Annotated in this window: 28 protein-coding genes, 1 tRNA gene and 1 pseudogene; 12 read left to right on the top strand and 18 right to left on the bottom strand. The window is 61.1% G+C overall.

From position 1 onward, the window contains the following. Positions 1-86 precede the first annotated feature (86 nt). Positions 87-1,136, bottom strand: coding sequence for an ureidoglycolate dehydrogenase (gene allD / locus ACJ8IM_RS17145; RefSeq protein WP_015376901.1), 1,050 nt, complete (start codon positions 1,134-1,136; stop codon positions 87-89). A gap of 357 nt (positions 1,137-1,493) precedes the next feature. On the opposite strand from allD, the gene ACJ8IM_RS17140 reads away from it, so the two are divergent. From ACJ8IM_RS17140 to cfa, 5 genes are all read left to right on the top strand, one after another. After that, on the top strand, positions 1,494-3,161 hold the full coding sequence (locus ACJ8IM_RS17140) for an acyl-CoA synthetase FdrA (RefSeq protein ID WP_033653225.1): 1,668 nt from the start codon (positions 1,494-1,496) through the stop codon (positions 3,159-3,161). Positions 3,162-3,170: 9 nt separating this feature from the next. Next, complete coding sequence (locus ACJ8IM_RS17135) at positions 3,171-4,436, top strand: DUF1116 domain-containing protein (RefSeq protein ID WP_015376903.1); 1,266 nt, start codon at positions 3,171-3,173, stop codon at positions 4,434-4,436. Between the two features lie 16 nt (positions 4,437-4,452). Next, positions 4,453-5,322, top strand: coding sequence for a DUF2877 domain-containing protein (locus ACJ8IM_RS17130; RefSeq protein WP_033653224.1), 870 nt, complete (start codon positions 4,453-4,455; stop codon positions 5,320-5,322). A gap of 21 nt (positions 5,323-5,343) precedes the next feature. Then, on the top strand, positions 5,344-6,246 hold the full coding sequence (locus tag ACJ8IM_RS17125; protein ID WP_033653223.1) for a carbamate kinase: 903 nt from the start codon (positions 5,344-5,346) through the stop codon (positions 6,244-6,246). Between the two features lie 194 nt (positions 6,247-6,440). Next, positions 6,441-7,592 carry a cyclopropane fatty acyl phospholipid synthase gene (gene cfa / locus ACJ8IM_RS17120; protein WP_033637384.1) on the top strand — a complete coding sequence of 384 codons (1,152 nt, stop codon included), beginning with the start codon at positions 6,441-6,443 and terminating at the stop codon, positions 7,590-7,592. A 283-nt stretch (positions 7,593-7,875) separates the two neighbouring features. On the opposite strand, the gene ACJ8IM_RS17115 is transcribed toward cfa, so the two are convergent. From ACJ8IM_RS17115 to tesA, 3 genes are all read right to left on the bottom strand, one after another. Further along, complete coding sequence (locus ACJ8IM_RS17115; protein ID WP_033647233.1) at positions 7,876-8,730, bottom strand: co-chaperone YbbN; 855 nt, start codon at positions 8,728-8,730, stop codon at positions 7,876-7,878. A 77-nt stretch (positions 8,731-8,807) separates the two neighbouring features. Next, positions 8,808-9,584, bottom strand: coding sequence for an SDR family oxidoreductase (locus tag ACJ8IM_RS17110; RefSeq protein WP_033653222.1), 777 nt, complete (start codon positions 9,582-9,584; stop codon positions 8,808-8,810). A 26-nt stretch (positions 9,585-9,610) separates the two neighbouring features. Then, entirely contained in the window at positions 9,611-10,249 is a 639-nt protein-coding gene (gene tesA / locus ACJ8IM_RS17105; protein WP_160866764.1) for a multifunctional acyl-CoA thioesterase I/protease I/lysophospholipase L1, read from the bottom strand. Between tesA and ybbA the strand changes: the two genes are divergently transcribed. The 3 genes from ybbA to ACJ8IM_RS17090 all read left to right on the top strand — a co-directional run bounded on the left by ybbA (position 10,220) and on the right by ACJ8IM_RS17090 (position 14,496). Continuing rightward, positions 10,220-10,906 carry a putative ABC transporter ATP-binding protein YbbA gene (ybbA, locus tag ACJ8IM_RS17100; protein WP_004940192.1) on the top strand — a complete coding sequence of 229 codons (687 nt, stop codon included), beginning with the start codon at positions 10,220-10,222 and terminating at the stop codon, positions 10,904-10,906. The genes tesA and ybbA overlap by 30 nt on opposite strands. Then, positions 10,903-13,335, top strand: a complete 2,433-nt coding sequence (gene ybbP / locus ACJ8IM_RS17095; RefSeq protein ID WP_442516247.1) for a putative ABC transporter permease subunit YbbP — start codon at positions 10,903-10,905, stop codon at positions 13,333-13,335. The genes ybbA and ybbP overlap by 4 nt, the downstream gene beginning before the upstream one ends. A gap of 204 nt (positions 13,336-13,539) precedes the next feature. Next, positions 13,540-14,496: a bifunctional helix-turn-helix transcriptional regulator/GNAT family N-acetyltransferase gene (locus ACJ8IM_RS17090; RefSeq protein WP_033653358.1), complete on the top strand. Its 957-nt coding sequence runs from the start codon at positions 13,540-13,542 to the stop codon at positions 14,494-14,496. A 162-nt stretch (positions 14,497-14,658) separates the two neighbouring features. On the opposite strand, the gene purK is transcribed toward ACJ8IM_RS17090, so the two are convergent. The 4 genes from purK to ppiB all read right to left on the bottom strand — a co-directional run bounded on the left by purK (position 14,659) and on the right by ppiB (position 17,624). Further along, positions 14,659-15,726, bottom strand: coding sequence for a 5-(carboxyamino)imidazole ribonucleotide synthase (gene purK, locus ACJ8IM_RS17085; RefSeq protein ID WP_033653220.1), 1,068 nt, complete (start codon positions 15,724-15,726; stop codon positions 14,659-14,661). Beyond that, positions 15,723-16,247 carry a 5-(carboxyamino)imidazole ribonucleotide mutase gene (gene purE / locus ACJ8IM_RS17080; RefSeq protein WP_033653219.1) on the bottom strand — a complete coding sequence of 175 codons (525 nt, stop codon included), beginning with the start codon at positions 16,245-16,247 and terminating at the stop codon, positions 15,723-15,725. Before purE ends, purK begins: the two co-directional genes overlap by 4 nt. Before the next feature lie 149 nt (positions 16,248-16,396). After that, complete coding sequence (locus ACJ8IM_RS17075; RefSeq protein ID WP_033653218.1) at positions 16,397-17,119, bottom strand: UDP-2,3-diacylglucosamine diphosphatase; 723 nt, start codon at positions 17,117-17,119, stop codon at positions 16,397-16,399. Positions 17,120-17,129: 10 nt separating this feature from the next. Continuing rightward, positions 17,130-17,624 (bottom strand): peptidylprolyl isomerase B, encoded by a 495-nt coding sequence (gene ppiB / locus ACJ8IM_RS17070; protein WP_016928800.1) that lies wholly within the window; start codon positions 17,622-17,624, stop codon positions 17,130-17,132. Between the two features lie 308 nt (positions 17,625-17,932). On the opposite strand from ppiB, the gene cysS reads away from it, so the two are divergent. After that, the gene (cysS, locus tag ACJ8IM_RS17065) at positions 17,933-19,318 is read left to right on the top strand and encodes a cysteine--tRNA ligase (protein WP_033637393.1); all 1,386 of its coding nucleotides are present in this window, start codon (positions 17,933-17,935) and stop codon (positions 19,316-19,318) included. Positions 19,319-19,379: 61 nt separating this feature from the next. On the opposite strand, the gene ybcJ is transcribed toward cysS, so the two are convergent. Continuing rightward, a complete protein-coding gene (gene ybcJ / locus ACJ8IM_RS17060) occupies positions 19,380-19,592 on the bottom strand; it encodes a ribosome-associated protein YbcJ (RefSeq protein ID WP_033637394.1) in 213 nt (70 codons plus the stop codon). 10 nt (positions 19,593-19,602) lie between these two features. Beyond that, complete coding sequence (gene folD / locus ACJ8IM_RS17055) at positions 19,603-20,469, bottom strand: bifunctional methylenetetrahydrofolate dehydrogenase/methenyltetrahydrofolate cyclohydrolase FolD (RefSeq protein WP_004940177.1); 867 nt, start codon at positions 20,467-20,469, stop codon at positions 19,603-19,605. A gap of 205 nt (positions 20,470-20,674) precedes the next feature. On the opposite strand from folD, the gene ACJ8IM_RS17050 reads away from it, so the two are divergent. The 3 genes from ACJ8IM_RS17050 (at position 20,675) to ACJ8IM_RS17040 (ending at position 21,374) form a co-directional block, all read left to right on the top strand. Continuing rightward, a complete protein-coding gene (locus tag ACJ8IM_RS17050; RefSeq protein WP_072008393.1) occupies positions 20,675-20,884 on the top strand; it encodes a hypothetical protein in 210 nt (69 codons plus the stop codon). A 119-nt stretch (positions 20,885-21,003) separates the two neighbouring features. Beyond that, a complete protein-coding gene (locus ACJ8IM_RS17045; protein ID WP_141240924.1) occupies positions 21,004-21,201 on the top strand; it encodes a hypothetical protein in 198 nt (65 codons plus the stop codon). A 96-nt stretch (positions 21,202-21,297) separates the two neighbouring features. Next, positions 21,298-21,374: transfer RNA gene (locus tag ACJ8IM_RS17040), tRNA-Arg, on the top strand. A 21-nt stretch (positions 21,375-21,395) separates the two neighbouring features. On the opposite strand, the gene ACJ8IM_RS17035 is transcribed toward ACJ8IM_RS17040, so the two are convergent. The 8 genes and pseudogenes from ACJ8IM_RS17035 to ACJ8IM_RS17000 all read right to left on the bottom strand — a co-directional run. Beyond that, positions 21,396-22,556 carry a tyrosine-type recombinase/integrase gene (locus ACJ8IM_RS17035; protein ID WP_354620529.1) on the bottom strand — a complete coding sequence of 387 codons (1,161 nt, stop codon included), beginning with the start codon at positions 22,554-22,556 and terminating at the stop codon, positions 21,396-21,398. 77 nt (positions 22,557-22,633) lie between these two features. After that, positions 22,634-22,798, bottom strand: a pseudogene (locus ACJ8IM_RS17030) (helix-turn-helix domain-containing protein); the annotation flags it as partial. A 181-nt stretch (positions 22,799-22,979) separates the two neighbouring features. Next, positions 22,980-23,627, bottom strand: a complete 648-nt coding sequence (locus ACJ8IM_RS17025) for an MT-A70 family methyltransferase (RefSeq protein ID WP_442516246.1) — start codon at positions 23,625-23,627, stop codon at positions 22,980-22,982. Beyond that, the gene (locus ACJ8IM_RS17020) at positions 23,624-23,812 is read right to left on the bottom strand and encodes an ANR family transcriptional regulator (protein ID WP_442516245.1); all 189 of its coding nucleotides are present in this window, start codon (positions 23,810-23,812) and stop codon (positions 23,624-23,626) included. Before ACJ8IM_RS17020 ends, ACJ8IM_RS17025 begins: the two co-directional genes overlap by 4 nt. A gap of 14 nt (positions 23,813-23,826) precedes the next feature. Beyond that, a complete protein-coding gene (locus ACJ8IM_RS17015; protein ID WP_442516244.1) occupies positions 23,827-24,198 on the bottom strand; it encodes a hypothetical protein in 372 nt (123 codons plus the stop codon). 1 nt (position 24,199) lies between these two features. Next, complete coding sequence (locus ACJ8IM_RS17010) at positions 24,200-24,409, bottom strand: ParE family toxin-like protein (RefSeq protein ID WP_442516243.1); 210 nt, start codon at positions 24,407-24,409, stop codon at positions 24,200-24,202. Between the two features lie 13 nt (positions 24,410-24,422). After that, positions 24,423-24,641 carry a hypothetical protein gene (locus tag ACJ8IM_RS17005; protein ID WP_442516242.1) on the bottom strand — a complete coding sequence of 73 codons (219 nt, stop codon included), beginning with the start codon at positions 24,639-24,641 and terminating at the stop codon, positions 24,423-24,425. After that, positions 24,619-25,090 (bottom strand): hypothetical protein (locus tag ACJ8IM_RS17000; protein WP_442516241.1); only part of this gene is annotated, 472 nt, incomplete at its 5' end. The genes ACJ8IM_RS17000 and ACJ8IM_RS17005, both read right to left, overlap by 23 nt.

The raw sequence follows: 25,090 nt of genomic DNA, 5'->3' as shown, positions 1-25,090 counted from the left end.
GCTGATGAAGGTTTTCTTTTTTCTCCCCGGCTCAGAAATATCAACCGCGAGCCGCGGCGTAAAAAGCCCACGATAATAAGAGAGCGTTAACTGGCGAAGGGATCTTTATGGTCGTAAGAACGCTGGTAAATAGCATTTGAAATTAAGTATTGATAAATGTCGTCGACGATTTCGATACCGTTTTTCTCGCTTTCCATTTCACGCGCATGGCTGTTCTGCCCCGGGTAAAGCACTTTGCTGACGCCCGGCGCCGGCTTAACGGCATTCAACTCTTTCATGACCTGGCTGATATTTTTACGGAACGCCGATTCGTTGGTGAAATAACCCGGATTCAGGACAATATGCAATTGGCCCAATTCCCGGCCGGCGCTGAGATCGTGATACATCGAGCTGACGTGTTTGCCGAACGGCAGGCCGAGCAAAATGCCCGACAGCACGTCGACCATCATCATCAGGCCGTAGCCTTTCGGCCCGGCGATCGGCAGCAGCCCGCTGACGGCGAACGGATCGGTGGTGTGCTTGCCCTCGGCGTCCACCGCCCAGGTGTCGGGGATGGCGGCGTTGCGCGAGCGGGCGTCCAGCACTTTGCCCCAGGCCTGCACGGTGGTGGCCATATCGAAGGTGATCAGCTCGTCGCCTTCGCCCGGCGCGGAGAAGGCGATGGGGTTGGTGCCGTAGTAGACCTCGGCGCCGCCGTACGGCACCACCATCGGATCGGACTGGCACAGCGAAATGCCGACCATGCCGGCGCGCGCCGCCTGCTGCACGAAGTAGGACAGCGCTCCACTGTGGCCGATGCGGCGCACGCCCACCACCGCCACGCCGTTCTCTTTCGCCATCTCGATGGCGCGATCCATGCTCAGCTTGGCCGCCACGTGCCCGGCGCCGTTGTCGCCGTCGAAAATGGCGCTGCAGGGGCCGGTTTTCTCAAAGGTGAAATGCGGGTGATTATTGGTGCCGCCTTTGCTGATGCGTTCGGAATAGTATTCGACCCTGACCGCGCCGTGAGAATGAATGCCGCGCGCATCGGCATGAACCAGCACGTCGGCGACGATGCCGGCGTGTTCCTGGCTCAGGCCGGCGGCGTGAATTTTTTGCTGGATAAGCTGATGTAATTGTTGTTTAGAGACCTTCATATACAGTCCTTTTATCACTACGGTTTATTTAATTCGCCTCTGCGTTGTAATGTATAAATACCGGGGGGGAATAATGTGATCCAGATGCGTTTTATCCGATTGGATTAAAAATTCGTTGAATTAAATCGCCATTGTTAGAAGTTTTTTTATAAATGCTTTTTCCCTTCTGGATTAACTAATATTCAGGTGATTAAGTTATTTTTTCTAACAATGGATAAAGTGTGACCGTACTCACCTCGGGGCACGATTTTAATTTGTAGCTTGATAATTAACCTTTTCGCTGAATTCAATGCGTCGCCGTGCCGCCGGTGCGGGAATATTGCCGATATTATTAAATGCTGTCTTAAGGATATCACCATGATCCATGCTTTTATTAAAAAGGGGAGCTTTCAGGATTCCGTCAGCCTGATGTTGATCTCCCGCAAACTCAGTGAATCTCCCAAGGTCGAGGAAATATCCGTCATGATGGGGACACCGGCCAATAAATCCTTATTGGAGGTGACCGGTTTCTGGCACCCGCAGTTTAGCGAAGCGACGCCGAACGATATTTGCGTGGCGATCAAGGCGGAGTCCGCCGACGAGACGATCGCCGAGGAGATCGGCGCGGCGCTGGAGACGGCGCTCAAGGCGATTGCGCAGGGCAGCCAGGGCGGCAAAAAACTGCTGCGGGCGCGCAGCTGGCGCACCGCCAGGCAGAAGCTGCCCGCCGCCAATCTGGCGCTGATCTCGATCGCCGGCGAATACGCGGCGGAGCTGGCGGATAGCGCGCTGGAAGACGGCTGCAACGTGATGATGTTCTCCGACAACGTCAGCGTGGCGCAGGAAGTGGCGCTGAAAACCAAGGCGCGCGAACGCGGGCTGATCGTGATGGGGCCGGACTGCGGCACCGCCTGCATCGCCGGCGCGCCGCTGGCGTTCGCCAATGTGGCGCCCGCCGGATCTATCGGCGTGGTGGGCGCCTCCGGCACCGGCATTCAGGAACTGATTTCGCAAATTACCCTGGCAGGCCAGGGCATCTCGCACGCCATTGGCCTCGGCGGGCGAGATTTGACGGCGGAGATCGGCGGCATCAGCGCCATCAGCGCGCTGCGCATGCTGGCGGCGGATCCGCAGAGTCTGGTGCTGGCGTTCGTGTCCAAACCGCCGGCGCCCGAGGTGCGCCAGCGGGTGATCGACGAGATGAAAGCGCTCGGTAAGCCGGTAGTGGCGCTGTTCCTCGGCGCGCAGTCCGCCGTGCGTCAGGAGGGCAACATCACGTTCGCCGCCACGCTGGATGAAGCGGCGCGGCTGGCGGCGGTGCTGGGCTACGTGCAGCAACAGGCGGCACAACAGCCCGCGGTGCCCGGCGGCAAAATCGCCGGGCTGTACGCCGGCGGCACGCTGGCGGCCGAATGCGCGATGCTGCTGGCGGAAAAACTGTCCCTGCCGGTGGATAGCGAGCACCCGCGCGGCGCCATGCTGATGGCCGACGGCCATCGCATCATCGACATGGGCGATGACTTTTATACCCAGGGGCGACCGCACCCGATGATTGACCCGACCGCCCGCAATCAAGAAATCGCCCGCCTGGCACAGCAGCCGCAGACCGGCGTGTTGCTGCTGGACGTGGTGATCGGCTTCGGCGCTCAGGACGATCCGGCGGCGTCGCTGGCGGCCGAGGTGGCCAACGTGCGCGCGGCGCGCGGCGCGGCCCACCCGCTGGCGGCGATCGCCACCGTCACCGGCACCGAACAGGATCCACAGCAGCGCTCGCGGCAAATCGCCACCCTGCAGGAGGCCGGCATCGCGGTGATGCCGTCGCTGCCGGCGGCGGTCGCGTTGGCGCACCAGCTGATTACCCCCGTCTTACCCGCACCTGAACGCGAACGGCCGGCCTTGCTGGACGGCGTCGCGGTGATCAACGCCGGGCTGCGCAGCTTCGCCGATGACCTGCAAACCAGCGACATTCCGGTGGTGCATTACCAGTGGGCGCCGGTGGCCGGTGGCGATCAACGATTAGCCAACATCTTGAAAAAATTAAAGTAAGGAACCGCTATGTACGCAACGATTGAGCAAGCAAACGCCGCCGTTATCGCCCGTATCCGCGAGGCGCGCCCGCACTGGCAGGATGTGGATCTGGCGCACCGTTTGATCCCGCAGCTGGCCGAAGGACGCAAGCTGCTGCACGCCGGCCCGCCGGTCACCTGGCAAGAGATGAGCGGCCCGGTGCGCGGCGCCTGCATCGGCGCCTGCCTGTTCGAAGGCTGGGCGCAGGATGAGCAGCAGGCGCTGGCGCTGCTGGAGCAGGGGGAGATCGAGTTCATCCCGTGCCACAGCGTGAGCGCGGTGGGGCCGATGGGCGGCATCACCTCGGCCCACATGCCGATGGTAGTGGTCAGGAACACCGTTCACGGCAACTACGCCTACTGCAACATGAACGAAGGCATCGGCAAGGTGATGCGCTTCGGCGCCTACGGCGAGGACGTGCAGCAGCGCCTGCGCTGGATGCGCGACTCGCTGGCCCCGGTGTTGAAAGCGGTACTGGCGACGCTGGAGGAGGGGATCGATCTGACCGCGCTGATGGCGCAGGCGATCAGCATGGGGGACGAATTCCACCAGCGCAATATCGCGGCCTCGGCGCTGCTGATGCGCAGGCTGGCGCCGGAGATTAGCCTGCTGCCGCGCGATAAGGCGGAGCTGGCGCAGGTGATGCAGTTCCTCAGCATCACCGATCAGTTCTTCCTCAATCTGGCGATGGCCTACTGCAAGGCGGCGATGGATGCGGGAGCGGAGATTGAGCAGGGCACCATCGTCACGGTAATGACCCGCAACGGCAAGAACTTCGGTATCAAGATCAGCGGGATGGGCGATCGTTGGTTCACCGCCCCCGTCAATACGCCGGAAGGGCTGTTCTTCTCCGGCTTCAGCCAGGCGGACGCCAACCCGGACATCGGCGACAGCGCGATCACCGAAACCTTCGGCATTGGCGGCGCGGCGATGGTCGCGGCACCGGGCGTGACGCGCTTCGTCGGAGCTTCCGGCGGCATGAGCGCCGCCACCGACATCTCCGAGGAAATGGCGGAGATCTACCTCGAGCGCAACATGATGCTGCAGATCCCGACCTGGGACTTCCAGGGCGCCTGCCTGGGGCTGGATGCGCGGCGGGTGGTGGAAACCGGCATCACGCCGCTGATCAACACCGGCATCGCCCACCGCGAAGCCGGGGTCGGGCAAATTGGCGCCGGCACGGTGCGCGCGCCGCTCGGCTGCTTCGAGAAAGCGATCGAAGCGCTGGCCGATAAGCTCGGCATCACGGCGTAAGCGAACGGAGGGGCGTATGGACATTATCGCGTTGGCCGGCAGCCGCCATGCGACGCAAGACTACGGCGCGCTGCGCTGCGTCGGCAGCTTCAACAACGCGATCAATTTCCTGACGGAACGCGCGCGGCTGCTGACGCTGCACCGCGCCGGCAGCGGCCTGAGCCCGATGGGGTGGCAGCTCGGCGCGCGGGATTTCGATCGCGTGCGGCGTGCGGTGCCGTCCGTAGGGCGCTGCGCCTTCTCCGCCGCAGGCATCACGTTGGATGCGCTCCTGGTGCGGCCCGCCGCGGCGGCGCGGGATCTGGCGCTGACATCGCGCGCGGCCATTGCCGATCGGCCGCTGACGGCGGTATTGCAGCGCTGCACGGCGCAGTGCGGGTTACACGGCGAGCTGGGCCGATTGGTGAAGCGGCCGTTAACGCCGGAGCCGGCCGCGCTGGCGCGGGATTTTTCCCGTTGGCTGCGGGGCGACACGGTCGACTGGCACCAGGCGCTGGGCAAGGGGCCGGGGCTGACGCCGAGCAACGACGACACCTTGCTCGGCCTGCTGCTGAGCGCCTACCTCGACAGCCGCATCCCGGTTACCGGGCTGGCGCCGTTTTTCGCCCAGACGCCACCGCTGGACGCGCTGACCACGCTGGTGAGTGCGCACTACCTGCGTTACGCCGAACAGGGCGTGTTCGCCACGCCGCTGCATGCGCTGGCGCGGGGGCTGCGGGCGCCTGAAGAGGTATCGGCGGCGGTGGCGGCGGTGCTGAGCCTGGGGCACTTTTCGGGAGCGGACACGCTGCTGGGCGTGTGGCTGGGGGTGACGACGATTAACGCACTGTGCGGCGCGCGGTGTGAACACGAGGGCCGGATCGCGGATCCGGCCGGAACGGTATGATTTCAACTACGGGTGCAAACCATGAAAACCTTGGTCATTGCGTTGGGCGGCAACGCCCTGTTGCAGCGCGGAGCCGTGCTCTCTGCGGAAAATCAGTATAAGAGCATCGCCCTCATCGCCGACGCCATCGGCAAGCTGGCGCAGAAATACCGCATTGCCATCGTACACGGCAACGGGCCGCAGGTGGGGCTGCTGGCGTTGCAGAACCTGGCGTACCGCGACGTGCCGCCCTATCCGCTGGATATTCTGGTGGCCGAAAGCCAGGGCATGATCGGCTATATGCTGGCGCAGCAGTTGAGCGCCAGCCATCCGCAGCAACCGGTGTCCACGCTGCTGACGCGGGTGCTGGTGGATGCGCAGGATGCGGATTATCTGGCGCCGAGCAAGTTCATCGGGCCGGTGTATGCGCCGGAACAGCGGCAGGCGCTGGAGGCCAAATACGGCTGGACGCTGAAGGCGGACGGCAACTACATCCGCCGGGTGGTGCCTTCGCCGGCGCCGCAAAAGATCCTCGACATCGAGGCGATCACGCTGCTGCTGGCGCAGCGGCACATCGTGATCTGCAACGGCGGTGGCGGCATCCCGATGATCGCCGGCGAGCGTGGGCTGACGGGCAGCGAAGCGGTGATCGACAAAGATCTGGCGGCGGCGCTGTTGGCGGAGCAGGTGGGAGCCGATCATCTGGTGATCCTCACCGACGCCGACGCGGTATATCAGGAGTGGGGCACGCCGCGCCAGCGCGCCATTCGGCGCGCCACCACGCAGGAGCTGGCGCCGATGGCGGTGGCGGACGGCGCCATGGGGCCGAAGATCATGGCGGTCAGCCGCTTCGTCGATCGCACCGGGCGCACGGCCCATATCGGTGGCCTGCAGGATATCGACGCGGTGCTGGCGGGCCAGGCCGGCACCTCTATTTTGCCTTAGCCGCCGTCGGTTTATCCGCGCCCGCGCTGGCGCGGATAAGTATGCCTAAATGGCATGATTTCAATAATTTTTATTCATTTCATGATGTTGCTCGCCTTGGCTAGAGTAAAAACACCCCGGTGTTTACCGTCAAAAATTTGTCATTTTTATTTGCGACTATGCTTTTTGAAATGACATTTCGGCCAAGGATTGTTATGGATTCGCTCAGTGTTGATGAACTCGCCCAGAAGAAGGATCGCTGGTATCGCATTGTGGAGGAGATGTTGGCGGAAGCCGGCGTCGCCATCAACGGCCCGCGCGCCTGGGATATCCGGGTGCACAACCCGGCGCTGTTCAAACGCATTTTGCAGGAAGGCTCGCTCGGTTTCGGCGAAGGCTATATGGACGGCTGGTGGGAGTGCGAACGGCTGGACATGCTGTTCACCCGCATTCTGCAGGCCGGCGTCGATGAGCGGCTGCCGAAAAGCCTGAGCGACATCGCGCGCATCGCCTATGCCCGGCTGTTCAACCGCCAATCGCGCAAGCGCGCCTGGCAGGTGGGCAAAGAGCACTACGACATCGGCAACGACCTGTTCCGGGCGATGCTCGATCCCTACATGCAATACTCCTGCGGTTACTGGAAAGAGGCGCAGACGCTGGAGCAGGCGCAGCAGGCCAAGCTGCGGATGATCTGCGAGAAACTGCAGCTGAAACCGGGCATGACGCTGCTGGATATCGGCTGCGGCTGGGGCGGGCTGGCGCAGTTTGCGGCGCAAAACTACGGCGTCTCGGTGCACGGCGTGACCATTTCCGCCGAGCAGCAGAAGCTGGCGCAGGCACGCTGCGCCGGGCTGGACGTCGAGATCTTGCTGCAGGATTACCGCGATCTGGATCGCCAGTTCGATCGCATCGTGTCGGTCGGCATGTTCGAGCACGTCGGGCCGAAAAACTACGAGACCTATTTCAGCGTCGCGGCGCGCAACCTGAAGCCCGACGGCCTGTTCCTGCTGCACACCATCGGTTCCAATCAGACCGATCTCAACGTCGACGCCTGGATAGACAAATACATCTTCCCCAACGGCTGCCTGCCTTCGGTGCGGCATATCGCCGAGGCCAGCGAAGGGCGTTTCGTGATGGAGGATTGGCACAACTTTGGCGCCGATTACGATCGCACGCTGATGGCCTGGCTGGAGAACTTCAAACGGGCGTGGCCAGAGTTGGCCGGCGGCTATTCCGAGCGCTTCGAACGCATGTTCACTTATTACCTGAACGCCTGCGCCGGCGCGTTCCGTTCGCGCAACATTCAGCTTTGGCAGGTGTTGTTCAGCCCGGCGGGCGTGGAAGGCGGGGTGCGGGTCTATCGCTGATATCCCCGTCATATTTCAAGCTGCATCTGTGTTGGCTGCGTTTGCGCGCCCCGGTCGCTTACTTGAGTAAGTTCCCGGGGACTTACAAACTTGCCGCCTTGATGCAACTCGAACTATTTAGGGGATACCCTTCAATATTTACTTTGGGACAACACATATACCCAATGGATTTCCAGTTGCGTCTAGGCGGCAAACGTGAGAAACCCCAGGAGCTTAGATAACTAAGTGACTGGGGTTCGAACGTGCAGCCAACAACGATGCGGCTGGAAAGACGAAGGGTATATCAGTACAGCAGGGAGTACAGCTGGCGGCGATACTTAGCGGCCAGCGCGTCGCCGGTGCCGAGCGCGGCCAGAATGTCCATCAGGGTCTTGCGCGCGTTGCCGTTGGCGGCGGCCAGATCTTTCTTCAGATGCCCCATCAGCAGTTCCAGCGCTTCTTCGTTACGCCCGACCTGATGCAGCTGCAGCGCCAGCTGCACCGCCAGCTCGACGTTGCCCGGCTGCTGCTGCACCTGCTGTTGCAGCTGTTGGATTTCCGGCGTGTCCGCCGCCTGCTTCAACAGTTCAATCTGCGCCACCAGGCCCTGATAGCGGGTATCGCGATCCTGCAGCGGGATGGTTGCCAGCACCGCTTCGGCGTCTTCGCTGCGGCTGAGCGCGATCTGGGTTTCGGCCAGGGTCAGGCCGATGTCGCTGCGCTGTTGGCTGCTCTGCCAGGCGTCTTTCAGCAGCGGCAGCGCTTCGGCAGCGTTGCCGGCGGCCAGCAGTTCCTGCGCCTGCGCCAGTTTCAGATCTTCTTCCTTCGGCAGGAAACGCTGCAGCAAGTCGCGGATCGCTTCTTCCGGCTGCGGGCCCTGGAAGCCGTCGACCGGCTGACCGTCTTTGAACAGGTAGACGGTCGGAATGGAACGCAGCCCGAATTGGGAGGCGATCATCTGTTCGGCGTCGCAGTCCACCTTGGCCAGAATGAACTGGCCGGCGTATTCCGCCGCCAGTTTGTCGAGCACCGGCGTGAGCTGCAGGCAGTGTTGGCTGCGCTCGGACCAGAAGTAGAACAGCACCGGAATGGACATCGACTGTTCCAGCGTCTGGTGCAGGTTAGTTTCGTTAATATCAACAACAGCTTGAGCTAGCATCTTTTTTCTCTCTGATCGTGCGGAGCCATGGGGTGTAGATGGGGGCGCGCCGCCATTCTTCAACCCCGGCGGGCGAATTAAGCGTTGCTGCGCAGCAGCCAATCCAGACAGCGGCCCGGCAGAATGCGGCGCAGCACGCTCATGGCGTGCGCCAGCAGGGTCACCGGGTAGCGCAGTTTGGCGCGCGGGCTTTCCAGCGCGTGGCGCAGCTTGGGCAGAATGGCCTCCGGCGGCAGCGTCAGGCGCTTGGCGATGCCGGGGTTATGCACCGGCTTGTCGCTCTGCGTCTGATTGACGTTCTGGCTAAAGTGGGTGGAAATCGGCCCCGGTTCGATCAGGCTGACCTGAATGCCGCTGCCGTGCAGCTCCATGCGCAGCGCGTCCGACCAGGCTTCCAGCGCGAACTTGCTGGCGGCGTAGGCGCCGCGCCCGGCGCTGGAGACCAGGCCCATCACCGAGCTGGTCTGGATAATGCGCCCTTCGCCGTGCGGCAACATCGCCGGCAGCAGCAGCTGGGTCAACTGGTGGGTGCCGAACAGGTTGGTGGCGAACTGCCGCTCCAGCTGGCTGCGCGAGATGCCGCTGAGCGGGCCGTAAACGCCGAAGCCGCCGTTGTTGAACAGGCCGTACAGACGGCCGCCGGTCAGCGCGATCACCTCGGCGGCGGCGCGCCCGACGCTGGCGCTGTCGTCCAGATCCAGCTCGATGCCTTCCAGCCCGAGCTGGCGCATGTTTTCCACGTCCTGCGGCTTGCGGCAGGCGGCCAGCACCCGGTAGCCGCGGTTGCGCAGATCCTGCGCCGCAATCAATCCAATTCCGCTGGAGCAGCCGGTTATCAATACTGCTTTTTGCATAACTTTACCTAGTGTACGACCCTAATTTAGTTAGACTCATGTTTTACTAGCGGTTCCAGGCGCTCCGCCATCCAGGTGGCGATAAACGGCTGGGCGTCCCCATTGGGGTGCAATCCGTCATCCTGCATCCATTCCGGCTTCACCACCACCTGTTCCATATAGAACGGCAGCAGCGGAATGTTGAACTGCCTGGCCAGCGCCGGGTAGACGGCGCTGAACGCTTCGGTATAGCGGCGGCCGTAGTTCGGCGGGATGCGGATCTGCATCAGCAGCGGCTGTGCGCCGGCCTGCTGCACCCGCGTGATGATCTGGCCGAGATCGCGCTGCATGTCCGGTGCCGGGAAACCGCGCAGGCCGTCGTTGGCGCCCAGCTCGATCAGCACCCAGCGTGGCTGATGCTGTTTCAGCAGCGCGGGCAGACGCGCCAGCCCCTGTGCGGCGGTGTCGCCGCTGATGCTGGCGTTGACCAGCTGCGGCGCGCCCGGTTTTTTCTGCCACTGTTCGGCCAACAGCGTCGGCCAGGCCCGCTCGATCGGCAGGCGGTAGCCGGCGCTTAAACTGTCGCCCAAAATCAACAAGGTATCGGCAGCGACAGCGCGTAAACTGAATAATCCCAACAGCAAAAGGAAGGGAAGATGCCAGCGGAAAACGTTCTTGAAGTTCATCATCTTAGTAAACACGTTGGTCAGGGTGAGCATCAGCTCACCATCCTTACCGGAGTCGAGCTGCTTGTCAAACCCGCGCAGACGATCGCCCTGATCGGCGAATCCGGATCGGGGAAATCGACCCTGCTGGGCATTTTGGCCGGGCTGGATGACGGCAGCGAGGGCGAGGTGCGCCTGCTGGGCGAGTCGCTGACCGCGCTGGACGAAGAAGGCCGCGCCGCGCTGCGCGCCAGGAACGTCGGCTTCGTGTTTCAGTCGTTCATGCTGGTGCCGACGCTGAACGCGCTGGAAAACGTGCAGCTGCCGGCGCTGCTGCGTGGCGAGAGCGACAGGCAGAGCCGCGAGCAGGCGGTGCAGCTGCTGGAACAGCTGGGATTGGGCAAACGGCTCGATCACCTGCCGGCGCAGCTGTCCGGCGGCGAGCAGCAGCGCGTGGCGCTGGCGCGCGCCTTCAGCGGCCGGCCGCGGGTGCTGTTCGCCGATGAACCGACCGGCAACCTCGATCGCCAGACCGGCGATCGCATCGCCGACCTGTTGTTCTCTCTCAACCGCGATTTTGACACCACCCTGATCCTGGTGACCCATGACGAAACCCTGGCGGCGCGCTGCCAGCGGCGGCTGCGGCTGCGTGAAGGCAAGCTGTGGGAGGAAGCATGATCTGGCGCTGGTTCTGGCGCGAATGGCGCTCGCCGTCGCTGCTGATCGTTTGGCTGGCGTTGACGCTCTCCGTGGCCTGCGTGCTGGCGCTGGGCAGCATCAGCGATCGCATGGACAAAGGGCTCAGCCAGCAGAGCCGCGATTTTATCGCCGGCGATCGGGTGCTGCGCAGCGCGCATCCGGTGCCGGAAGGCTGGCTGCTGGACGCGCAGCAGCAGGGGCTGACGCTGAGCCGCCAGCTGTCGTTCACCACCATGACCTATGCCGGCGACCGGCCGCAGCTGGCGGACGTGAAAGCCACCGATTTGGCCTATCCGCTGTATGGCAAGCTGGAAACGCGCCCGGCCAACATCAAGCCCGAACCGGGCAGCGTGCTGGTGGCGCCGCGTCTGCTGGCGCTGCTGAACGTGAAAGTGGGGGATTCGCTCGAGGTGGGCGACACCACGCTGCGCATCGCCGGTGAAATCATTCAGGAGCCGGACGCCGGCTTCAACCCGTTCCAGACCGCGCCGCGCATCATGATCAACCTGGCGGACGTCGATAAGACCGGCGCGGTGCAGCCGGGCAGTCGCCTGACCTACCGCTACATGTTCGCCGGCGCCGAGCCGGATATTCAGCGTTACGAGGAGCGGCTGACGCCGCAGTTGACGCCGGATCAGCGCTGGTTCGGGCTGCAGGAGTCCGGCAGCGCGCTCGGCAAGTCGCTGCAGCGATCCCAACAGTTCCTGCTGCTGTCGGCCCTGCTGACGCTGCTGTTGTCGATCGCCGCCGTGGCGGTGGCGATGAGCCACTATTGTCGCAGCCGCTACGATCTGATCGCGGTGCTGAAAACCCTTGGCGCCGGGCGCGGCGCGCTGCGTAAGCTGATCGTCGGCCAGTGGCTGGCGGTGATGGCGCTGGCGGCGGTGTGCGGCGGGGCGATCGGGCTGGCGTTTGAAGCGCTGTTGATTCGCCTGCTGAAGCCGGTGTTGCCGGCCGCGTTGCCCGCCGCCGGCGCCTGGCCGTGGCTGTGGGCGCTCGGCGCGCTGGTGCTGATTTCGCTGCTGGTCGGGCTGCGGCCGTACCGTCAACTGCTGGCCACCCAACCGCTGCGGGTGCTGCGCCGCGATGTGGTGGCCAACGTCTGGCCGCTGCGCTACTTCCTGCCGGTGACGGCGGCGATCGTGGTGGCGCTGCTGGTGACACTCATGGGGGCCAGCACGCTGCTGTGGGCGATCTTGGCGGGCATGGCGGTGCTGGCGCTGCTGCTGGGCGGCATCGACTGGGGCAGCCTGCAGCTGCTGCGCCGCATCACGCTCAAGAGCCTGGCGCTGCGGCTGGCGGTCAACCGCCTGCTGCATCAGCCGTGGGTGACCATCAGCCAGCTGGCGGCGTTCTCGCTGTCGTTTATGCTGCTGGCGCTGTTGCTGGTGCTGCGCGGCGATTTGCTCGACCGCTGGCAGCAACAGCTGCCGCCGGATAGCCCGAACTATTTCCTGCTCAACATGACCGAGGCGCAGGTGCCGCAGGTTAAAACCTTCCTGCAGCAGCACCAGATCAAGCCGGAAACCTATTATCCGATCGTCCGGGTGCGCCTGACCGAGATAAACCAGCAGCTGGCGACCGAGCGGGTGCATGAAGACGATCCGGGCGGCGAGGCGGTGAACCGCGAGCTGAACCTGACCTGGTTGGCCGATCTGCCGGATCACAATCCGCTGGTGGCGGGCAATTGGCCGCCGAAAACCGGCGAGGTTTCGATGGATGAAGGCATTGCCGGGCGGCTGAAGATCACGCTGGGCGACACGCTGACCTTCAGCGGCGATACCCAGGCGTTCAGCGCCAAAGTCACCAGCCTGCGCCAGGTGGATTGGGAAAGCCTGAAGCCGAACTTTTACTTTATCTTCCCGCCGGGCGGGCTGGACGGCCAGCCGCAGACCTGGCTTACCAGCTTCCGCTACGACGGCGACGGTCAGATGCTGACCCAGCTCAACCGCCAGTTCCCGACGCTCAGCCTGATGGACATCGGCGCGATCCTGAAACAGGTCGGCGGCGTGCTGCAGCAGGTCAGTCGCGCGCTGGAGGTGATGGTGGTGCTGGTGGTGCTGTGCGGCGGCCTGCTGCTGCTGGCACAGGTGCAGGTCGGCATGCGTCAGCGCCGCCAGGAGCTGGTGGTGTATCGCACGCTGGGCGCCGGCAAACGGCTGCTGCGCCGCACGCTGTGGTGCGAGTTCGCCCTGCTGGGGCTGGTGGCGGGCATCGCGGCGGCGGTGGGCGCCGAGGCGGCGCTGTGGCTGCTGCAGAGCCGGGTGTTCGACTTCCCGTGGACGCCGACGCCGGTGCTGTGGTGGGCGTTGCCGCTGGCCAGCGCGCTGCTGCTGTCGCTGTGCGGCGGCTGGCTGGGCGTGCGCCTGCTGCGCGGCCGGGCGCTGTTCCGCAGTTATGATGGCTGAGGTAAAGCAAGATTAGGGGCAGCTCTCGGGCTGCCGCAATCTTGCCAAAACCCAGACTGTTCAATTGCAAAGGGCGTGGCGCTGCCTTGGTTGTTAGCGCTTACGATGGCCGATTGAACTTTAAAGTAAGTTGTATAAAGCAACTATATGGTTGTATATTGCAACTATTTGGGCGTTCATCGGCTCTCTGCGAGATACATAAACATGAATGAAGACTCTCTGATAGAAACGATACGTACGGCTTCCCGAACCATAGTGCGGGAATTAGGATTCATGCGTACGACGTTGGCAGGCACTGAATTTTCCCCATCCGCTGTACATGCGCTTCTTGAAATCGAGCGGCAGGAAATGATGACCGCCGCTCAGCTGGTACTGGTACTCGGTCTGGATAAATCCAGCGTCAGTCGGATGGTCGGTAAACTGATGCGGGCAGGATTGCTGATTGAAACCGCCGGAGAAGATGACACCCGTTTGAAACCACTCTGTCTTTCAGCAACCGGCAGACAGACGGTGGCCAGGATCCACGCCTATGGGCGGCAACAGGTTACGACGGCGCTGGCGCATCTGCACCCATTGCAGCAACAAACCGTTGCTCAGGGACTGAGCGCCTATGCCGGTGCCCTGCAAACGCACCGTCTTGCCACCGGACAAACTTTGCAGACGCCTTTCACCATTCGTTCCGGTTATCAGACAGGTATGATTGGTCGAATCACTGAAATGCATGCCGAGTTTTACTCCCGCCACGCCGGTTTCGGGGCGTTCTTCGAGAGTCAGGTGGCTGCAGGCCTCGCGGAATTCACCGGCCGTCTGGACCCGCCAGGTAATCAGATTTGGCTGGCCATGCTCAATGACCGTATCGTGGGATCGGTGGCCATTGATGGGCAGGCTTTGGGGCAGAACGCTGCCCATCTGCGTTGGTTCATACTGGATGAAGGATGCCGTGGAAGCGGCGTAGGGCGCCAACTGCTCAGTAACGCGATGGCTTTCTGCGATCGCTTGGGTTTTTCGGCCGTTCATCTCTGGACGTTCAAGGGACTGGATGCCGCACGTCGGCTGTATGAATCTTTTGGCTTTGAGCTGATGCAGGAAGAAATCGGCAATCAATGGGGAACGATCGTCACTGAACAGAAATTTACCCGTTCTTGTCGCCCGGGGAATTAGTGTTCTGAAAACAAAGCGCGGCTGTAAAACACAAAGAAAGGATAGCGGACATGAAAGGCCGGGTGCCGGTATCGCGAAATGGGCACATCAATCTCAGGAAGATGAAAAGGGGCACCTGAATGAACAGGGCCCCTTTTGCTTTCTGCTGCTGCGGCAGCAGCCTTAGAGCAGCTTCTGCTGCGCCCAGGCCAGCCCGCTTTGGTATTCGCCCGGCAGCAGCGGCGCCAGCGCCTGCAGCGCCTGGCGCAGAACGGCGGCGCTCGGGTCGTTCAGATTGAGATGGCCGACCTTGCGGCCCGGGCGCACCTCTTTCTCATACCAGTGCAGATGCACCAGCGGCAGTGACAGCCACTGTTCGTTGACGGCGGTGCCGATCAGATTGACCATCACCGACGGCGTGCTCACCACCGGCTGCGGCAGCGGCAGGCCGAGAATAGCGCGCAGGTGCAGCTCGAACTGGCTGATGGACGCGCCGTTTTGCGTCCAGTGGCCGCTGTTGTGCACGCGCGGCGCCAGTTCGTTGATCAGCAGCCGATCGCCGACGATAAAGCACTCCATCGCCATCACGCCGACGTAGTTCAGCTCGTTCAGGATCGCCGCCAGCATCTGCTCGGCCTGTTGCTGCAGCGCCGGGTTGGGCTGCGGCAGCGCCACGCTGGTGCGCAGGATGCCGTCTTCATGCAGGTTGTGGGTCAGCGGGTAGAATACCGAACGGCCGTCGTGGCCGCGCGCGCCCACCAGCGACACTTCGCCGGAGAAATTGATGCCTTGCTCGACGATGCACTCGCCATAGGCGTCGGCCGGCAGTTCGGCTTCCTGGCCCGGACGCAAGCGCCACTGGCCGCGGCCGTCATAGCCACCGACCCGGCGTTTGACGATCGCCAGCTCGCCCAGCGAAGCGAATACCTGCGGCCATTCGGCGGCGCTCGCCAGCAGCTGCCACGGCGCGGTCGCCAGGCCGAGCTGATCGAGCAGCTGTTTTTGCGTCAGGCGATCCGCCAGGCGCGGGAAAATGTCGCGGTTGACGAAGGCGCTGTGGGTCGCCAGCTCGCGCGTCAGCGCGGTTTCCGGCCAGCGTTCGATCTCGGCGGTAATGACGCTATTCTGATACGGCACCGCTTCGGGCTCGGCATCGATGCCGACAGGGTAAACGGCGATGCCCAGCGGTTCGCCTGCCTGGCGCAGCATGCGCCCCAGCTGGCCATTGCCCAGTACGCAAACCGGCTTCATGCATCCTCCCGCGGATCGGGGTGGTTCAAAACGTCTTCGGTCTGCGCCTGACGCCAGTCCGCCAAACGCTGCGCCAGCGCGGCGTCGTGCAGCGCCAGGATCTGCATCGCCAACAGCCCGGCGTTGGCGGCGCCGGCTTTGCCGATCGCCAGCGTGCCCACCGGAATGCCGCGCGGCATCTGCACGATGGAGTACAGGCTGTCTACGCCGCTCAGCGCGGCGCTTTGCACCGGCACACCCAGCACCGGCACCAGGGTTTTCGCCGCCAGCATGCCCGGCAGGTGCGCCGCACCGCCGGCGCCGGCGATGATCACGTCAAAACCGTTGGCGGTAGCCTGCTCGGCGAAGCTGAACAGCTTGTCCGGCGTGCGGTGGGCGGAAACGACTTCGACATGGAAGGGGACATCGAGCTGGGTCAGGACTTCGGCGGCGAACTGCATGGTGGCCCAGTCACTTTTCGATCCCATTACAATTGCGATTTTCGCCCCGGTAGTGGCGGCTGAAGCAGCGTTGGCTCCCATGGGTGTAAGGCTCCTGTGATTTGTCTGGCGTCGGCTGAGGGCCGAATGAGGGCGTAGAGCATACCATGAGCGCACGGCGAGGAAAACGGTTGCGTCGCCGGTTTTCACCGTCGAAAGCGCGAATTTTCACTCGCGCGCCAGTCCGGAATTCAGAATGGGAATTGGATCAGCTCGACGGCGTCGGCGCTGACTTTGATCATCGATCCTTCGACGTGCCAGGCGCCCAGTACCGCGCGATGGGCTTCGCCGTTGCTCAACGCCAGCCGGTGCACCGCCGGGCGATGGGTATGGCCGTGGATCATCCAGTGCACGTCGTGGCGCAGCATGCTTTGCTCGACCGCCTGCGGGTTGACGTCCATGATGGCTTCCGACTTGTCCTGGTTGGATTGCTGGCTGCGGGCGCGCATTTTGGCGGCGATCTTCAATCGCCAGCGCAGCGGCAGCGCCAGGAACAATTTTTGAATCAGCGGGTTGTGCACTTTACGGCGGAATTGCTGATAGGCGTGATCGTCGGTGCACAGGGTGTCGCCGTGCAGGATCAGGATCCTGCGGCCGTACAGCTCCAGCACTTTCTCTTCCGGCAGCAGCTGCATGCCGCTGGCGCGGGCGAAGCGTTTGCCGAGCAGAAAATCGCGGTTGCCGTGGATGAAGTAGCAGGGCACGCCGGCCTGTTGCAGCGCTTTCAGCGCCGCGGCGATCTCCGCGTGCAGCGGCTCGGGATCGTCGTCGCCGATCCAGGCTTCAAACAGGTCGCCAAGGATGTACAGCGCGTCGGCGTGCACCGCTTCGCGCCGTAAAAAACGCAGAAAACCGGCAGTGATTGCCGGTTCCTGTGCGCACAAGTGCAGATCTGCGATGAACAGCGTACTCATGCAGCCGCGATTACTCGCTGACGGTCACGCTGTTGATCACCACGTCTTCTACCGGTACGTCCTGGTGCATGCCGCTGCGGCCGGTTTTCACGCCTTTGATCTTGTTGACCACGTCCATGCCTTCAACCACTTCAGCAAACACGCAGTAGCCCCAGCCCTGCACGTTTTCGCCACGGAAGTTCAGGAAGTCGTTGTCAGCCACGTTGATGAAGAACTGTGCGGTGGCGGAGTGCGGATCGTTGGTGCGCGCCATTGCCAGGGTGCCGATGGTGTTTTTCAGACCGTTGTTGGCTTCGTTCTTGATGGCCGCGTTGGTCGCTTTCTGGTTCATGCCCGGCTCGAAACCGCCACCCTGGATCATGAAGCCGTTGATCACACGGTGGAAGATGGTGTTGTCGTAGAAACCGGCGCGGCAGTAGTTCAGGAAGTTTTCAACGGTAACCGGCGCTTTGTCAGCAAAGGTCTTGATAACGATATCGCCGTGATTGGTGTGGAAAGTAACCATAGTTTTAATCCTAACAAGGTGAAGTGAGACGTCACGTAAAGCGAGTGAACATTCAGACCGCCCTTATAACATATCCGCCCCAGCGAGTCAGCAGCGGCTCAACCGCGCACTGTCTGTGGTAATCGCATTTGTGTTATATTATAACAATTACGCCGGCCGCCGAATTTCGCGCATTTTATTCGCGTGAAATCAGCAAAGCATGGCCTTAACCTTGCAATAGATCAGGCTTCAGGTTTCAATACGCTACCGGGCGGAAACCTGAAGCCCGGTTATCTTTTTTGTTATCACGCACACCACGGAATCTCCCGATGCTAAAGATTTTTAATACCCTGAGTCGTCAAAAAGAGGAATTCAAACCCATTCATGCCGGGAAAGTGGGCATGTACGTGTGCGGGGTAACCATCTATGACCTGTGTCACATCGGGCACGGTCGTACCTTTGTCGCTTTCGACGTGGTGGCGCGTTACCTGCGCTACCTCGGCTATTCGCTGAACTACGTGCGCAACGTCACCGACGTGGACGACAAAATCATCCGCCGCGCGGCGGAAAATCATGAGACCTGCGACCAGCTGACCGAACGCATGCTGGCGGAAATGCACGCCGACTTCGACGCGCTGCTGATCGATCGCCCGGATCAAGAACCGCGCGCGACTCAGCACATCGCCGAGATCATCGAGATCACCCAGCGCCTGATCGATCGCGATCACGCCTACGTGGCCAGCAACGGCGACGTGATGTTCTCCATCGACAGCGATCCGCAATACGGGCTGCTGTCGCGTCAGGATCTGGATCAGCTGCAGGCCGGCGCGCGCGTGGAGATCGACGACGTGAAGCGCAACCCGATGGACTTCGTGCTGTGGAAGATGTCCAAGCCGGGCGAGCCGAGCTGGCAGTCGCCGTGGGGGCCGGGCCGTCCGGGCTGGCACATCGAATGCTCCGCCATGAACTGCAAACAGCTGGGCACCCACTTCGACATTCACGGCGGCGGTTCCGATCTGATGTTCCCGCACCACGAGAACGAGATCGCACAGTCGAGCTGCGCCCACGACGGCCCGTACGTCAATTACTGGATGCACTCCGGCATGGTGATGATCGACAAAGAGAAGATGTCCAAATCGCTGGATAACTTCTTCACCATCCGCGACGTGCTCGGCCATTACGATGCGGAGACGGTGCGTTACTTCCTGATGTCCGGCCACTATCGCAGCCAGCTGAACTACAGCGAAGAGAACCTCAAGCAGGCGCGCACCGCGCTGGAGCGCCTCTATACCGCGCTGCGCGGCACCGACGCCGACGCCGCGCCGGCCGGCGGCGAAGCGTTCGAAGCCCGCTTCCGCGAAGCGATGGACGACGACTTCAACACCCCGGAAGCCTACTCGGCGCTGTTCGATCTGGCGCGCGAGGTTAACCGCCTCAAGGGTGAAGACATGGCGGCGGCCAACGGCATGGCGGCGGAACTGCGCAAGCTGGCGAAGGTGCTCGGCCTGCTGCAGCAGGAGCCGGAGCAGTTCCTGCAAGGGGGCGCTCAGGTTGACGACGGCGAAGTGGCGGAGATCGAAGCGCTGATCAAACAGCGTAACGAAGCGCGCGCCGCGAAGGATTGGGCGCTGGCGGATGCCGCCCGCGATCGGTTGAACGAGATGAACATCGTGCTGGAAGACGGCCCGCAGGGCACCACCTGGCGCCGTAAGTAATCCAGCCGCAGGGAAAAACAAAAAAGGCGCTGAATTCAGCGCCTTTTTCTATGGCTGCGGGTCAGGGTTTAACCATGACCTTGCCGCCGTTGAACTCCACCACCTGATCGGCGACGATCTTGCAGCGCTTGCGGGTTTCGACCTTGCCGTCGACTTTCACCTGCCCTTCAGCGATGACTTCTTTGGCGGCGCCGCCGCTTTCACACCAGCCCTGGAACTTCAGCAGATCGCACAGTTCGACGTGGGGATGATTGTCCAGATTGAAAATTTCCATACTGCCTTACTTATTTAGGTTGAACGTCGTGATATTCCTCGCAGGCCTGCAAGGTATTTTGGATCAGTGTAGCAACGGTCATCGGGCCAACGCCACCCGGCACCGGGGTGATGTAGGCGGCGCGCTCGCTGGCGGCGTCGAAATCGACATCGCCCACCACTTTACCGCTTTCCAAGCGGTTGATGCCGACGTCCACCACGATGGCGCCCGGTTTGATCCAGTCGCCCGGGATGAAGCCCGGTTTGCCGACCGCCACCACCAGCAGATCGGCGTTCTCGACGTGGTGACGCAGATTCTTGGTGAAGCGGTGGGTGACGGTGGTGGTGCAGCCGGCCAGCAGCAGCTCCATGCTCATCGGGCGGCCGACGATGTTGGAGGCGCCGACCACCACGGCGTTCAGGCCGTAGGTATCGATGTTATAACGCTCCAGCAGGGTGACGATACCGCGCGGCGTGCACGGGCGCAGCTTAGGGGCGCGTTGGCACAGGCGGCCGACGTTGTACGGGTGGAAGCCGTCGACGTCTTTGTCCGGGTGGATGCGTTCCAGCACCTTGACGTTATCGATGCCGGCCGGCAGCGGCAGCTGCACCAGAATGCCGTCGATTTCCTCATCGGCGTTCAGCTGGTCGATCAACGCCAGCAGCTCGGCTTCACTGGTGGCAGCGGGCAGGTCGTAGGAGCGGGAAAGGAAGCCGACTTCATCGCAGGCGCGGCGCTTGCTGGCGACGTAAATTTGCGAAGCCGGGTTCTCGCCGACCAGCACAACCGCCAGCCCTGGGGCGCGTTTGCCGGCCGCCAGACGTTGTTTCACTTGCTCAGCCACTTCGTTTCTAACCTGCTGCGCAATCGTTTTACCATCAATAATCTTTGCTGACATCAGTGTGGAAATCCATCAATTAAGAAAAGCGGGGATGCCGCTATTCTGGCAGAAGCTGAGCGCGCTGTCAGGCGCAGAATCACCCTCGCGGCCGTTGCCGACGCCGATTTACGCTTTTTTTATGCCGGCCTCAGGATCCTCTACGCCATTTTTACCGGCACTTGGATACGCTGGGGCGGTTCACTGGGCGAAAGAGGGCAGGATCATGAGGGCGATAACCCGGCTTTACCCGTTGCATCATCAGCCTGACGAGCAACCGGCGGAGCCTAAACGCATAGGGGAAACGGTGTTCGATTCTTCTCTGCATCCGGCGGACAGCGCGCAACTCACCGCGCTGCATCGGCTCGGCAAGCATGAAGGAGCGCCGTCGTGGCGGGCGCGCCTGAGTGCGCTGTGGCGGAGGCTGTGCGCATGAAAGGCTGTGCCTGGGCAGGCTGCGCGCTGTTGCTGGTTTGGGCATCGGGGAGCCAGGCTTCTTTAAACAGCGCACGCCCTGACTCCGCTCTGGGGAAAAGAGGGGAGGCGACCTGCAACATGCAGGTGGTTGAGCATGCCGATTGGGGCGACATTACGGCGGTCGTTCAGTCCGTGCGCCTTTGCCTGCGGCGGGGCGATGGGCGGCAAGGGGCTGAGCGTGCGCCGATTTACATAGGCTTTGGCCTGGCTCAGCATGGCGGCGCCCGGTTGACGGGAACCCTCGCCGCGCGGGCGCTGGCGGAAAAAACGCCATAAAGCACGGCCGCCGCCGTAACGCCATGAAAAGGCATTGACTCGCTAACCTCTGACCGTATAATCCCAACCCGCAGCCGCAGGTTGCCGCATCTCAATGCGCCCTTAGCTCAGTTGGATAGAGCAACGGCCTTCTAAGCCGTAGGTCATAGGTTCGAATCCTATAGGGCGTGCCATTAAGTATCAATGAGTTACGCTCATTCCCCCACTGCAAGATTTTCCAAAAGTGCCAGATTAGTGACATTGCCCGCCAAGACTTCGTCAATTTTTCTCGCATGTTCGGTTAAATGGGTTGGGGATAGGTGAGCATAGCGCTGAACCATTTCTATGCTCTCCCAGCCTCCCATTTCTTGCAGTGCCGAAAGTGGCACACCTGCCTGAACCAACCAACTCGCCCACGTATGCCGCAGATCGTGAAAGCGGAAATCAGTTATTCCCGCTCTCCGTTTCCCAGTGTTCCATGCTGAGTTATCATCAACCCGCATTTTCCTAACTGCCGGGGTCACTCCGCCACCAGGTCGTTTCCGTGCTGTCGTATGCACAAAGACGTACCGTGAGTGTTTGCCGATCTGATCGCGTAATGTCCGGCATGCGGTATCGTTCAGTGCAACGCCAATAGCCTTGCCCGCTTTGGCGTTCTCTGGGTGAATCCATGCCACCTTTCTTTGCATATCAACCTGCGACCATTCGAGATCGATGATATTTGAACGGCGTAGGCCAGTTGCCAGAGCAAAAACGACAACGGGCCTAAACTGTTCCGGCATGCACTTGATCAATGTGGCCGCCTCTTCCTTTGTTAGCCACCTAACACGCTTGCTTGCAGGTTTCCTTACCTTTATCACCGGCGCTTTACGTAGCCACTTCCATTCATCGGCCGCAATTTTCATCAGCCCCCTCATGAAAGAGAGGTGTTGGCTTCGAGTTGCCGCTGATACTGGTTTAGGCTCGTATGGAGGCACCGGTTTACCTCTCCTCTCTGCTGCGGCCTTTTTCAGTTCCCATCTTTGACGATGTTTCCTGTTGGGCATTTTGGCGACAGCGGCCATAATCCGATCTTCCGTGATAGATGAGAGAGTTTTGCCGGCGAAGTGCTGAAGGAAAAACTCTATCTTCGTTCGGTCGTCGTCCAATGACCTTTTCTCTTCTTTCTCCGTGAGCCAGCGGAGACACGCCTCTTCAAAAGTATGCTCCGCTATCTCCCCAAGCTTGTTTACCCGCCAAGCCTCAGCCCTTAGCTGATCGTAGAGTTCTTGCGCCTGGAGTTTGTCCGTCGTGTTAAGGCAGCGTCTAATTCTTTTACCACTGCCCGGTTCGACAAAATCGCAGTACCAATTTCCGTAACGTTGTTTGAGGGCCATCTGTTGTTACCTTTATGTTGATGGCCGTCTGCATTCACGGCCCGATTTTCTGTCTCTCTTGCGTAATATGCAAGGCACTCGGACTTTAAAATCTCCCATCTACCGCCGCCTTTCTTCCCGCTTTTGTTGGCATGAAGCAGCCCCTCTTTAATCAGTGCTCGAATGGTTCTCGGCGACTTCTTCATGAATGCAGCCGCTTCAGGGAGCGTGAACGGCACATCGTTTATGTTGATTTCTGACATGGTCATCTCTCTGTAAAACGCCCATTCAGCATGCCGATCGTGTAGTTGAATCGCGGCAAGGAAATGCCGAGCAGTTCGACCTGTGCGAAATGCTTCATGATGATAGGGCGGGATAGGGTGTCGAAAGGGGTTTTCGGGTGTTGCTTAATCGCGGCGTGGAGTTCGTCGTTACAGCGTTTCGCTACTGATCGGAGAGCGTTTTGCTGAACACTGCCGGCTGAAGGTGCAGGCTGTTTACTGGGCATTGATTCCCCCAATGATCCCAGCCAGGCGCATCGCCACGGCTGAATAGTTCGATTCGTGACACGTCGCCGTATAGCAGCTCAAGGCGTCGGCGGACTTCCCAGGGTTTCGCGCTGTGCTCGCCGAGGCAACTGAACACAACCTGTTTTACTGAGGCGCTGGCGCGCTCGATGCCCTGGCCGCGAACGGCGATCAACACGTCTTCTGAGTTGGCGCGCGTGTAATTGCCGCCATTCATCCGGGTTTCTGCGTTGAGCATGTCGAGCAGGTCGGTAAAGTCGAATATGGTTTGCTGCGTCAGCGCCTTATTGAACCGCAGTTCGGCCTGCTGGTTCAGCTTCACCCAAGTGAACGCTTTCATCGTTCTGACGCTGAACCCCCAAGATTCGGCCAGCTCGATCGCCTCCTGGCTGTGGTTGCCGGTGTACCACATCGCGAGCACGCTATCCGGTGCAGCAAGAGCCCATACTGGTAGGCGCTTCAGGTCTGCCATGCTCATCGTGTTGTAGTGATTGCCGGCGGCGCCATTGCTGATTGTGTTGCCGTAACTCCAGGGCGGATCTGCATAGATAAGTTGATATATCATTGAGAATTACCCCAGCAGCGCGCGGCCGCGTTGACGCAAAACTCTATGCGGACGTTAACCCAGACGACATCTACCGCCCGCGCCGCATCGATCGCTTGGCGCCATAGGTCTGCAGCATCTGCAAAATGCGCGCGACGTTCCGCCTCGGCCGCCTGATGGGCCAACGATTTGTATTTGAATGACATGGTTATCTCCGGGTTCAGTAGGCGCGCTGGTGGGCAATAGGGTTGATCAGTTGGTTGAATTGCTGGACAAGAAGAATCATTCTCACCACTTCCGGCGGTTCACTGCGGATGTAGCTATCGGTGATTTTCCCTGGCGTGGTCGGCGGTCTTGCCCTGGCGTAAGTGATGTAACTTGGATCGATGGAGATAACCTTAAAAGCCTTTTTCCCTTCTGCAAATTTGCTTTTGGAAACGACAAGAGGAGAGCGTTGGATAGCGCTACGCAATGACTTTATGTGATTCTCGGTAATTTCTGGGAACTGGGATTTCAGCAAATCGAAATGTCCTACTGCTGTGTAATAACCCCCGTCATCAATGAGGAATTGCAGCATCTCATAATTGTTCATGTCAGATCCTGATTTGGTTGTTGTAGCGCTCATGGCTCATGACCTCCCATGAGTTGCCGTTGTCTTTCGAAAGCATTCGCCAGCAGCGGGCCACTGGCAGCGTCAAATACTTGTGCTGATAGGTTTGGTTGGGTTTCTTTTTGCCCTCCCTGTAGGCGCATAGAACCCCCTCAGCTTTGTCGCTGATTCGTTGCGGAATTCGTGGTTTCATTTTTACCGGTGGGCTATTTGGTGATTGGCACCCAGCATGGGGATCGGATGCCAGGACGGCGGACTTTCTCAACGGCGTTTTCTTTTTCCAGCTTGATCAAGCGCTGGCGGATAGCTTTACCGGTCATGCCGTTGTAGCCAGCACAGCGGAGTAGGCTTGCGACAGAATCCGGCGTGGAGCCGACAATGCTGAGCCGCGAGATGATTTCGTTATCGTCGGGTATCGTGATCATTCCCACCCTCCGGCACTGCTGGCGCTGGCGGTGCATCGTACAGCACACGAAACTCGTAATCGTTGTCCGCCGCGTACTTCACGCTCATCTCTGCGTGCTGTTCTGCTGTGATGCGCTCCCACTCTCCCCAGATGTTATAACCGTCGCTCCAGTAGCGCATTTCCCATGCCACGGCGTTGGCTGGCGCTGGCGGGGCGGTGTAGAGCCAGTAGTTACCAACTGGCAAGCTCTTGCCTTTAACAGTCCAGGCGACTAGATGATCAGGGCAGGTTTCGCAACCAACATTGAAAACGCCAACGGCGTCACCAGGCCTAAAAATACCGTCATCTTCCACCGGCTGCGCCTCCCGGTTAGCCGCCAGCAATGGTTCGACAACTTCGGCGTAGATTGCCTCGGCCACTACATTACGCCCATCCCGCGCCCGCAGGCCTGACGCCACAGCGATTTTC

It is taken from the genome of Serratia sp. CY33525 (assembly GCF_052169115.1).
Taxonomy (GTDB): Bacteria; Pseudomonadota; Gammaproteobacteria; order Enterobacterales; family Enterobacteriaceae; genus Serratia; species Serratia sarumanii.
This window is presented reverse-complemented; position numbering and strand designations above follow the sequence as displayed.

Excerpts from the sequence above, each read along its gene's own strand:
- allD (WP_015376901.1), bottom strand. The coding sequence starts at position 1,136 with ATGAAGGTCTCTAAACAACAATTACATCAGCTTATCCAGCAAAAAATT.
- ACJ8IM_RS17140 (WP_033653225.1), top strand. The coding sequence starts at position 1,494 with ATGATCCATGCTTTTATTAAAAAGGGGAGCTTTCAGGATTCCGTCAGC.
- ACJ8IM_RS17135 (WP_015376903.1), top strand. The coding sequence starts at position 3,171 with ATGTACGCAACGATTGAGCAAGCAAACGCCGCCGTTATCGCCCGTATC.
- ACJ8IM_RS17130 (WP_033653224.1), top strand. The coding sequence starts at position 4,453 with ATGGACATTATCGCGTTGGCCGGCAGCCGCCATGCGACGCAAGACTAC.
- ACJ8IM_RS17125 (WP_033653223.1), top strand. The coding sequence starts at position 5,344 with ATGAAAACCTTGGTCATTGCGTTGGGCGGCAACGCCCTGTTGCAGCGC.
- cfa (WP_033637384.1), top strand. The coding sequence starts at position 6,441 with ATGGATTCGCTCAGTGTTGATGAACTCGCCCAGAAGAAGGATCGCTGG.
- ACJ8IM_RS17115 (WP_033647233.1), bottom strand. The coding sequence starts at position 8,730 with ATGCTAGCTCAAGCTGTTGTTGATATTAACGAAACTAACCTGCACCAG.
- ACJ8IM_RS17110 (WP_033653222.1), bottom strand. The coding sequence starts at position 9,584 with ATGCAAAAAGCAGTATTGATAACCGGCTGCTCCAGCGGAATTGGATTG.
- ybbA (WP_004940192.1), top strand. The coding sequence starts at position 10,220 with ATGCCAGCGGAAAACGTTCTTGAAGTTCATCATCTTAGTAAACACGTT.
- tesA (WP_160866764.1), bottom strand. The coding sequence starts at position 10,249 with ATGAACTTCAAGAACGTTTTCCGCTGGCATCTTCCCTTCCTTTTGCTG.
- ybbP (WP_442516247.1), top strand. The coding sequence starts at position 10,903 with ATGATCTGGCGCTGGTTCTGGCGCGAATGGCGCTCGCCGTCGCTGCTG.
- ACJ8IM_RS17090 (WP_033653358.1), top strand. The coding sequence starts at position 13,540 with ATGAATGAAGACTCTCTGATAGAAACGATACGTACGGCTTCCCGAACC.
- purK (WP_033653220.1), bottom strand. The coding sequence starts at position 15,726 with ATGAAGCCGGTTTGCGTACTGGGCAATGGCCAGCTGGGGCGCATGCTG.
- purE (WP_033653219.1), bottom strand. The coding sequence starts at position 16,247 with ATGGGAGCCAACGCTGCTTCAGCCGCCACTACCGGGGCGAAAATCGCA.
- ACJ8IM_RS17075 (WP_033653218.1), bottom strand. The coding sequence starts at position 17,119 with ATGAGTACGCTGTTCATCGCAGATCTGCACTTGTGCGCACAGGAACCG.
- ppiB (WP_016928800.1), bottom strand. The coding sequence starts at position 17,624 with ATGGTTACTTTCCACACCAATCACGGCGATATCGTTATCAAGACCTTT.
- cysS (WP_033637393.1), top strand. The coding sequence starts at position 17,933 with ATGCTAAAGATTTTTAATACCCTGAGTCGTCAAAAAGAGGAATTCAAA.
- ybcJ (WP_033637394.1), bottom strand. The coding sequence starts at position 19,592 with ATGGAAATTTTCAATCTGGACAATCATCCCCACGTCGAACTGTGCGAT.
- folD (WP_004940177.1), bottom strand. The coding sequence starts at position 20,469 with ATGTCAGCAAAGATTATTGATGGTAAAACGATTGCGCAGCAGGTTAGA.
- ACJ8IM_RS17050 (WP_072008393.1), top strand. The coding sequence starts at position 20,675 with ATGAGGGCGATAACCCGGCTTTACCCGTTGCATCATCAGCCTGACGAG.
- ACJ8IM_RS17045 (WP_141240924.1), top strand. The coding sequence starts at position 21,004 with ATGCAGGTGGTTGAGCATGCCGATTGGGGCGACATTACGGCGGTCGTT.
- ACJ8IM_RS17035 (WP_354620529.1), bottom strand. The coding sequence starts at position 22,556 with ATGGCCCTCAAACAACGTTACGGAAATTGGTACTGCGATTTTGTCGAA.
- ACJ8IM_RS17025 (WP_442516246.1), bottom strand. The coding sequence starts at position 23,627 with ATGATATATCAACTTATCTATGCAGATCCGCCCTGGAGTTACGGCAAC.
- ACJ8IM_RS17020 (WP_442516245.1), bottom strand. The coding sequence starts at position 23,812 with ATGTCATTCAAATACAAATCGTTGGCCCATCAGGCGGCCGAGGCGGAA.
- ACJ8IM_RS17015 (WP_442516244.1), bottom strand. The coding sequence starts at position 24,198 with ATGAACAATTATGAGATGCTGCAATTCCTCATTGATGACGGGGGTTAT.
- ACJ8IM_RS17010 (WP_442516243.1), bottom strand. The coding sequence starts at position 24,409 with ATGAAACCACGAATTCCGCAACGAATCAGCGACAAAGCTGAGGGGGTT.
- ACJ8IM_RS17005 (WP_442516242.1), bottom strand. The coding sequence starts at position 24,641 with ATGATCACGATACCCGACGATAACGAAATCATCTCGCGGCTCAGCATT.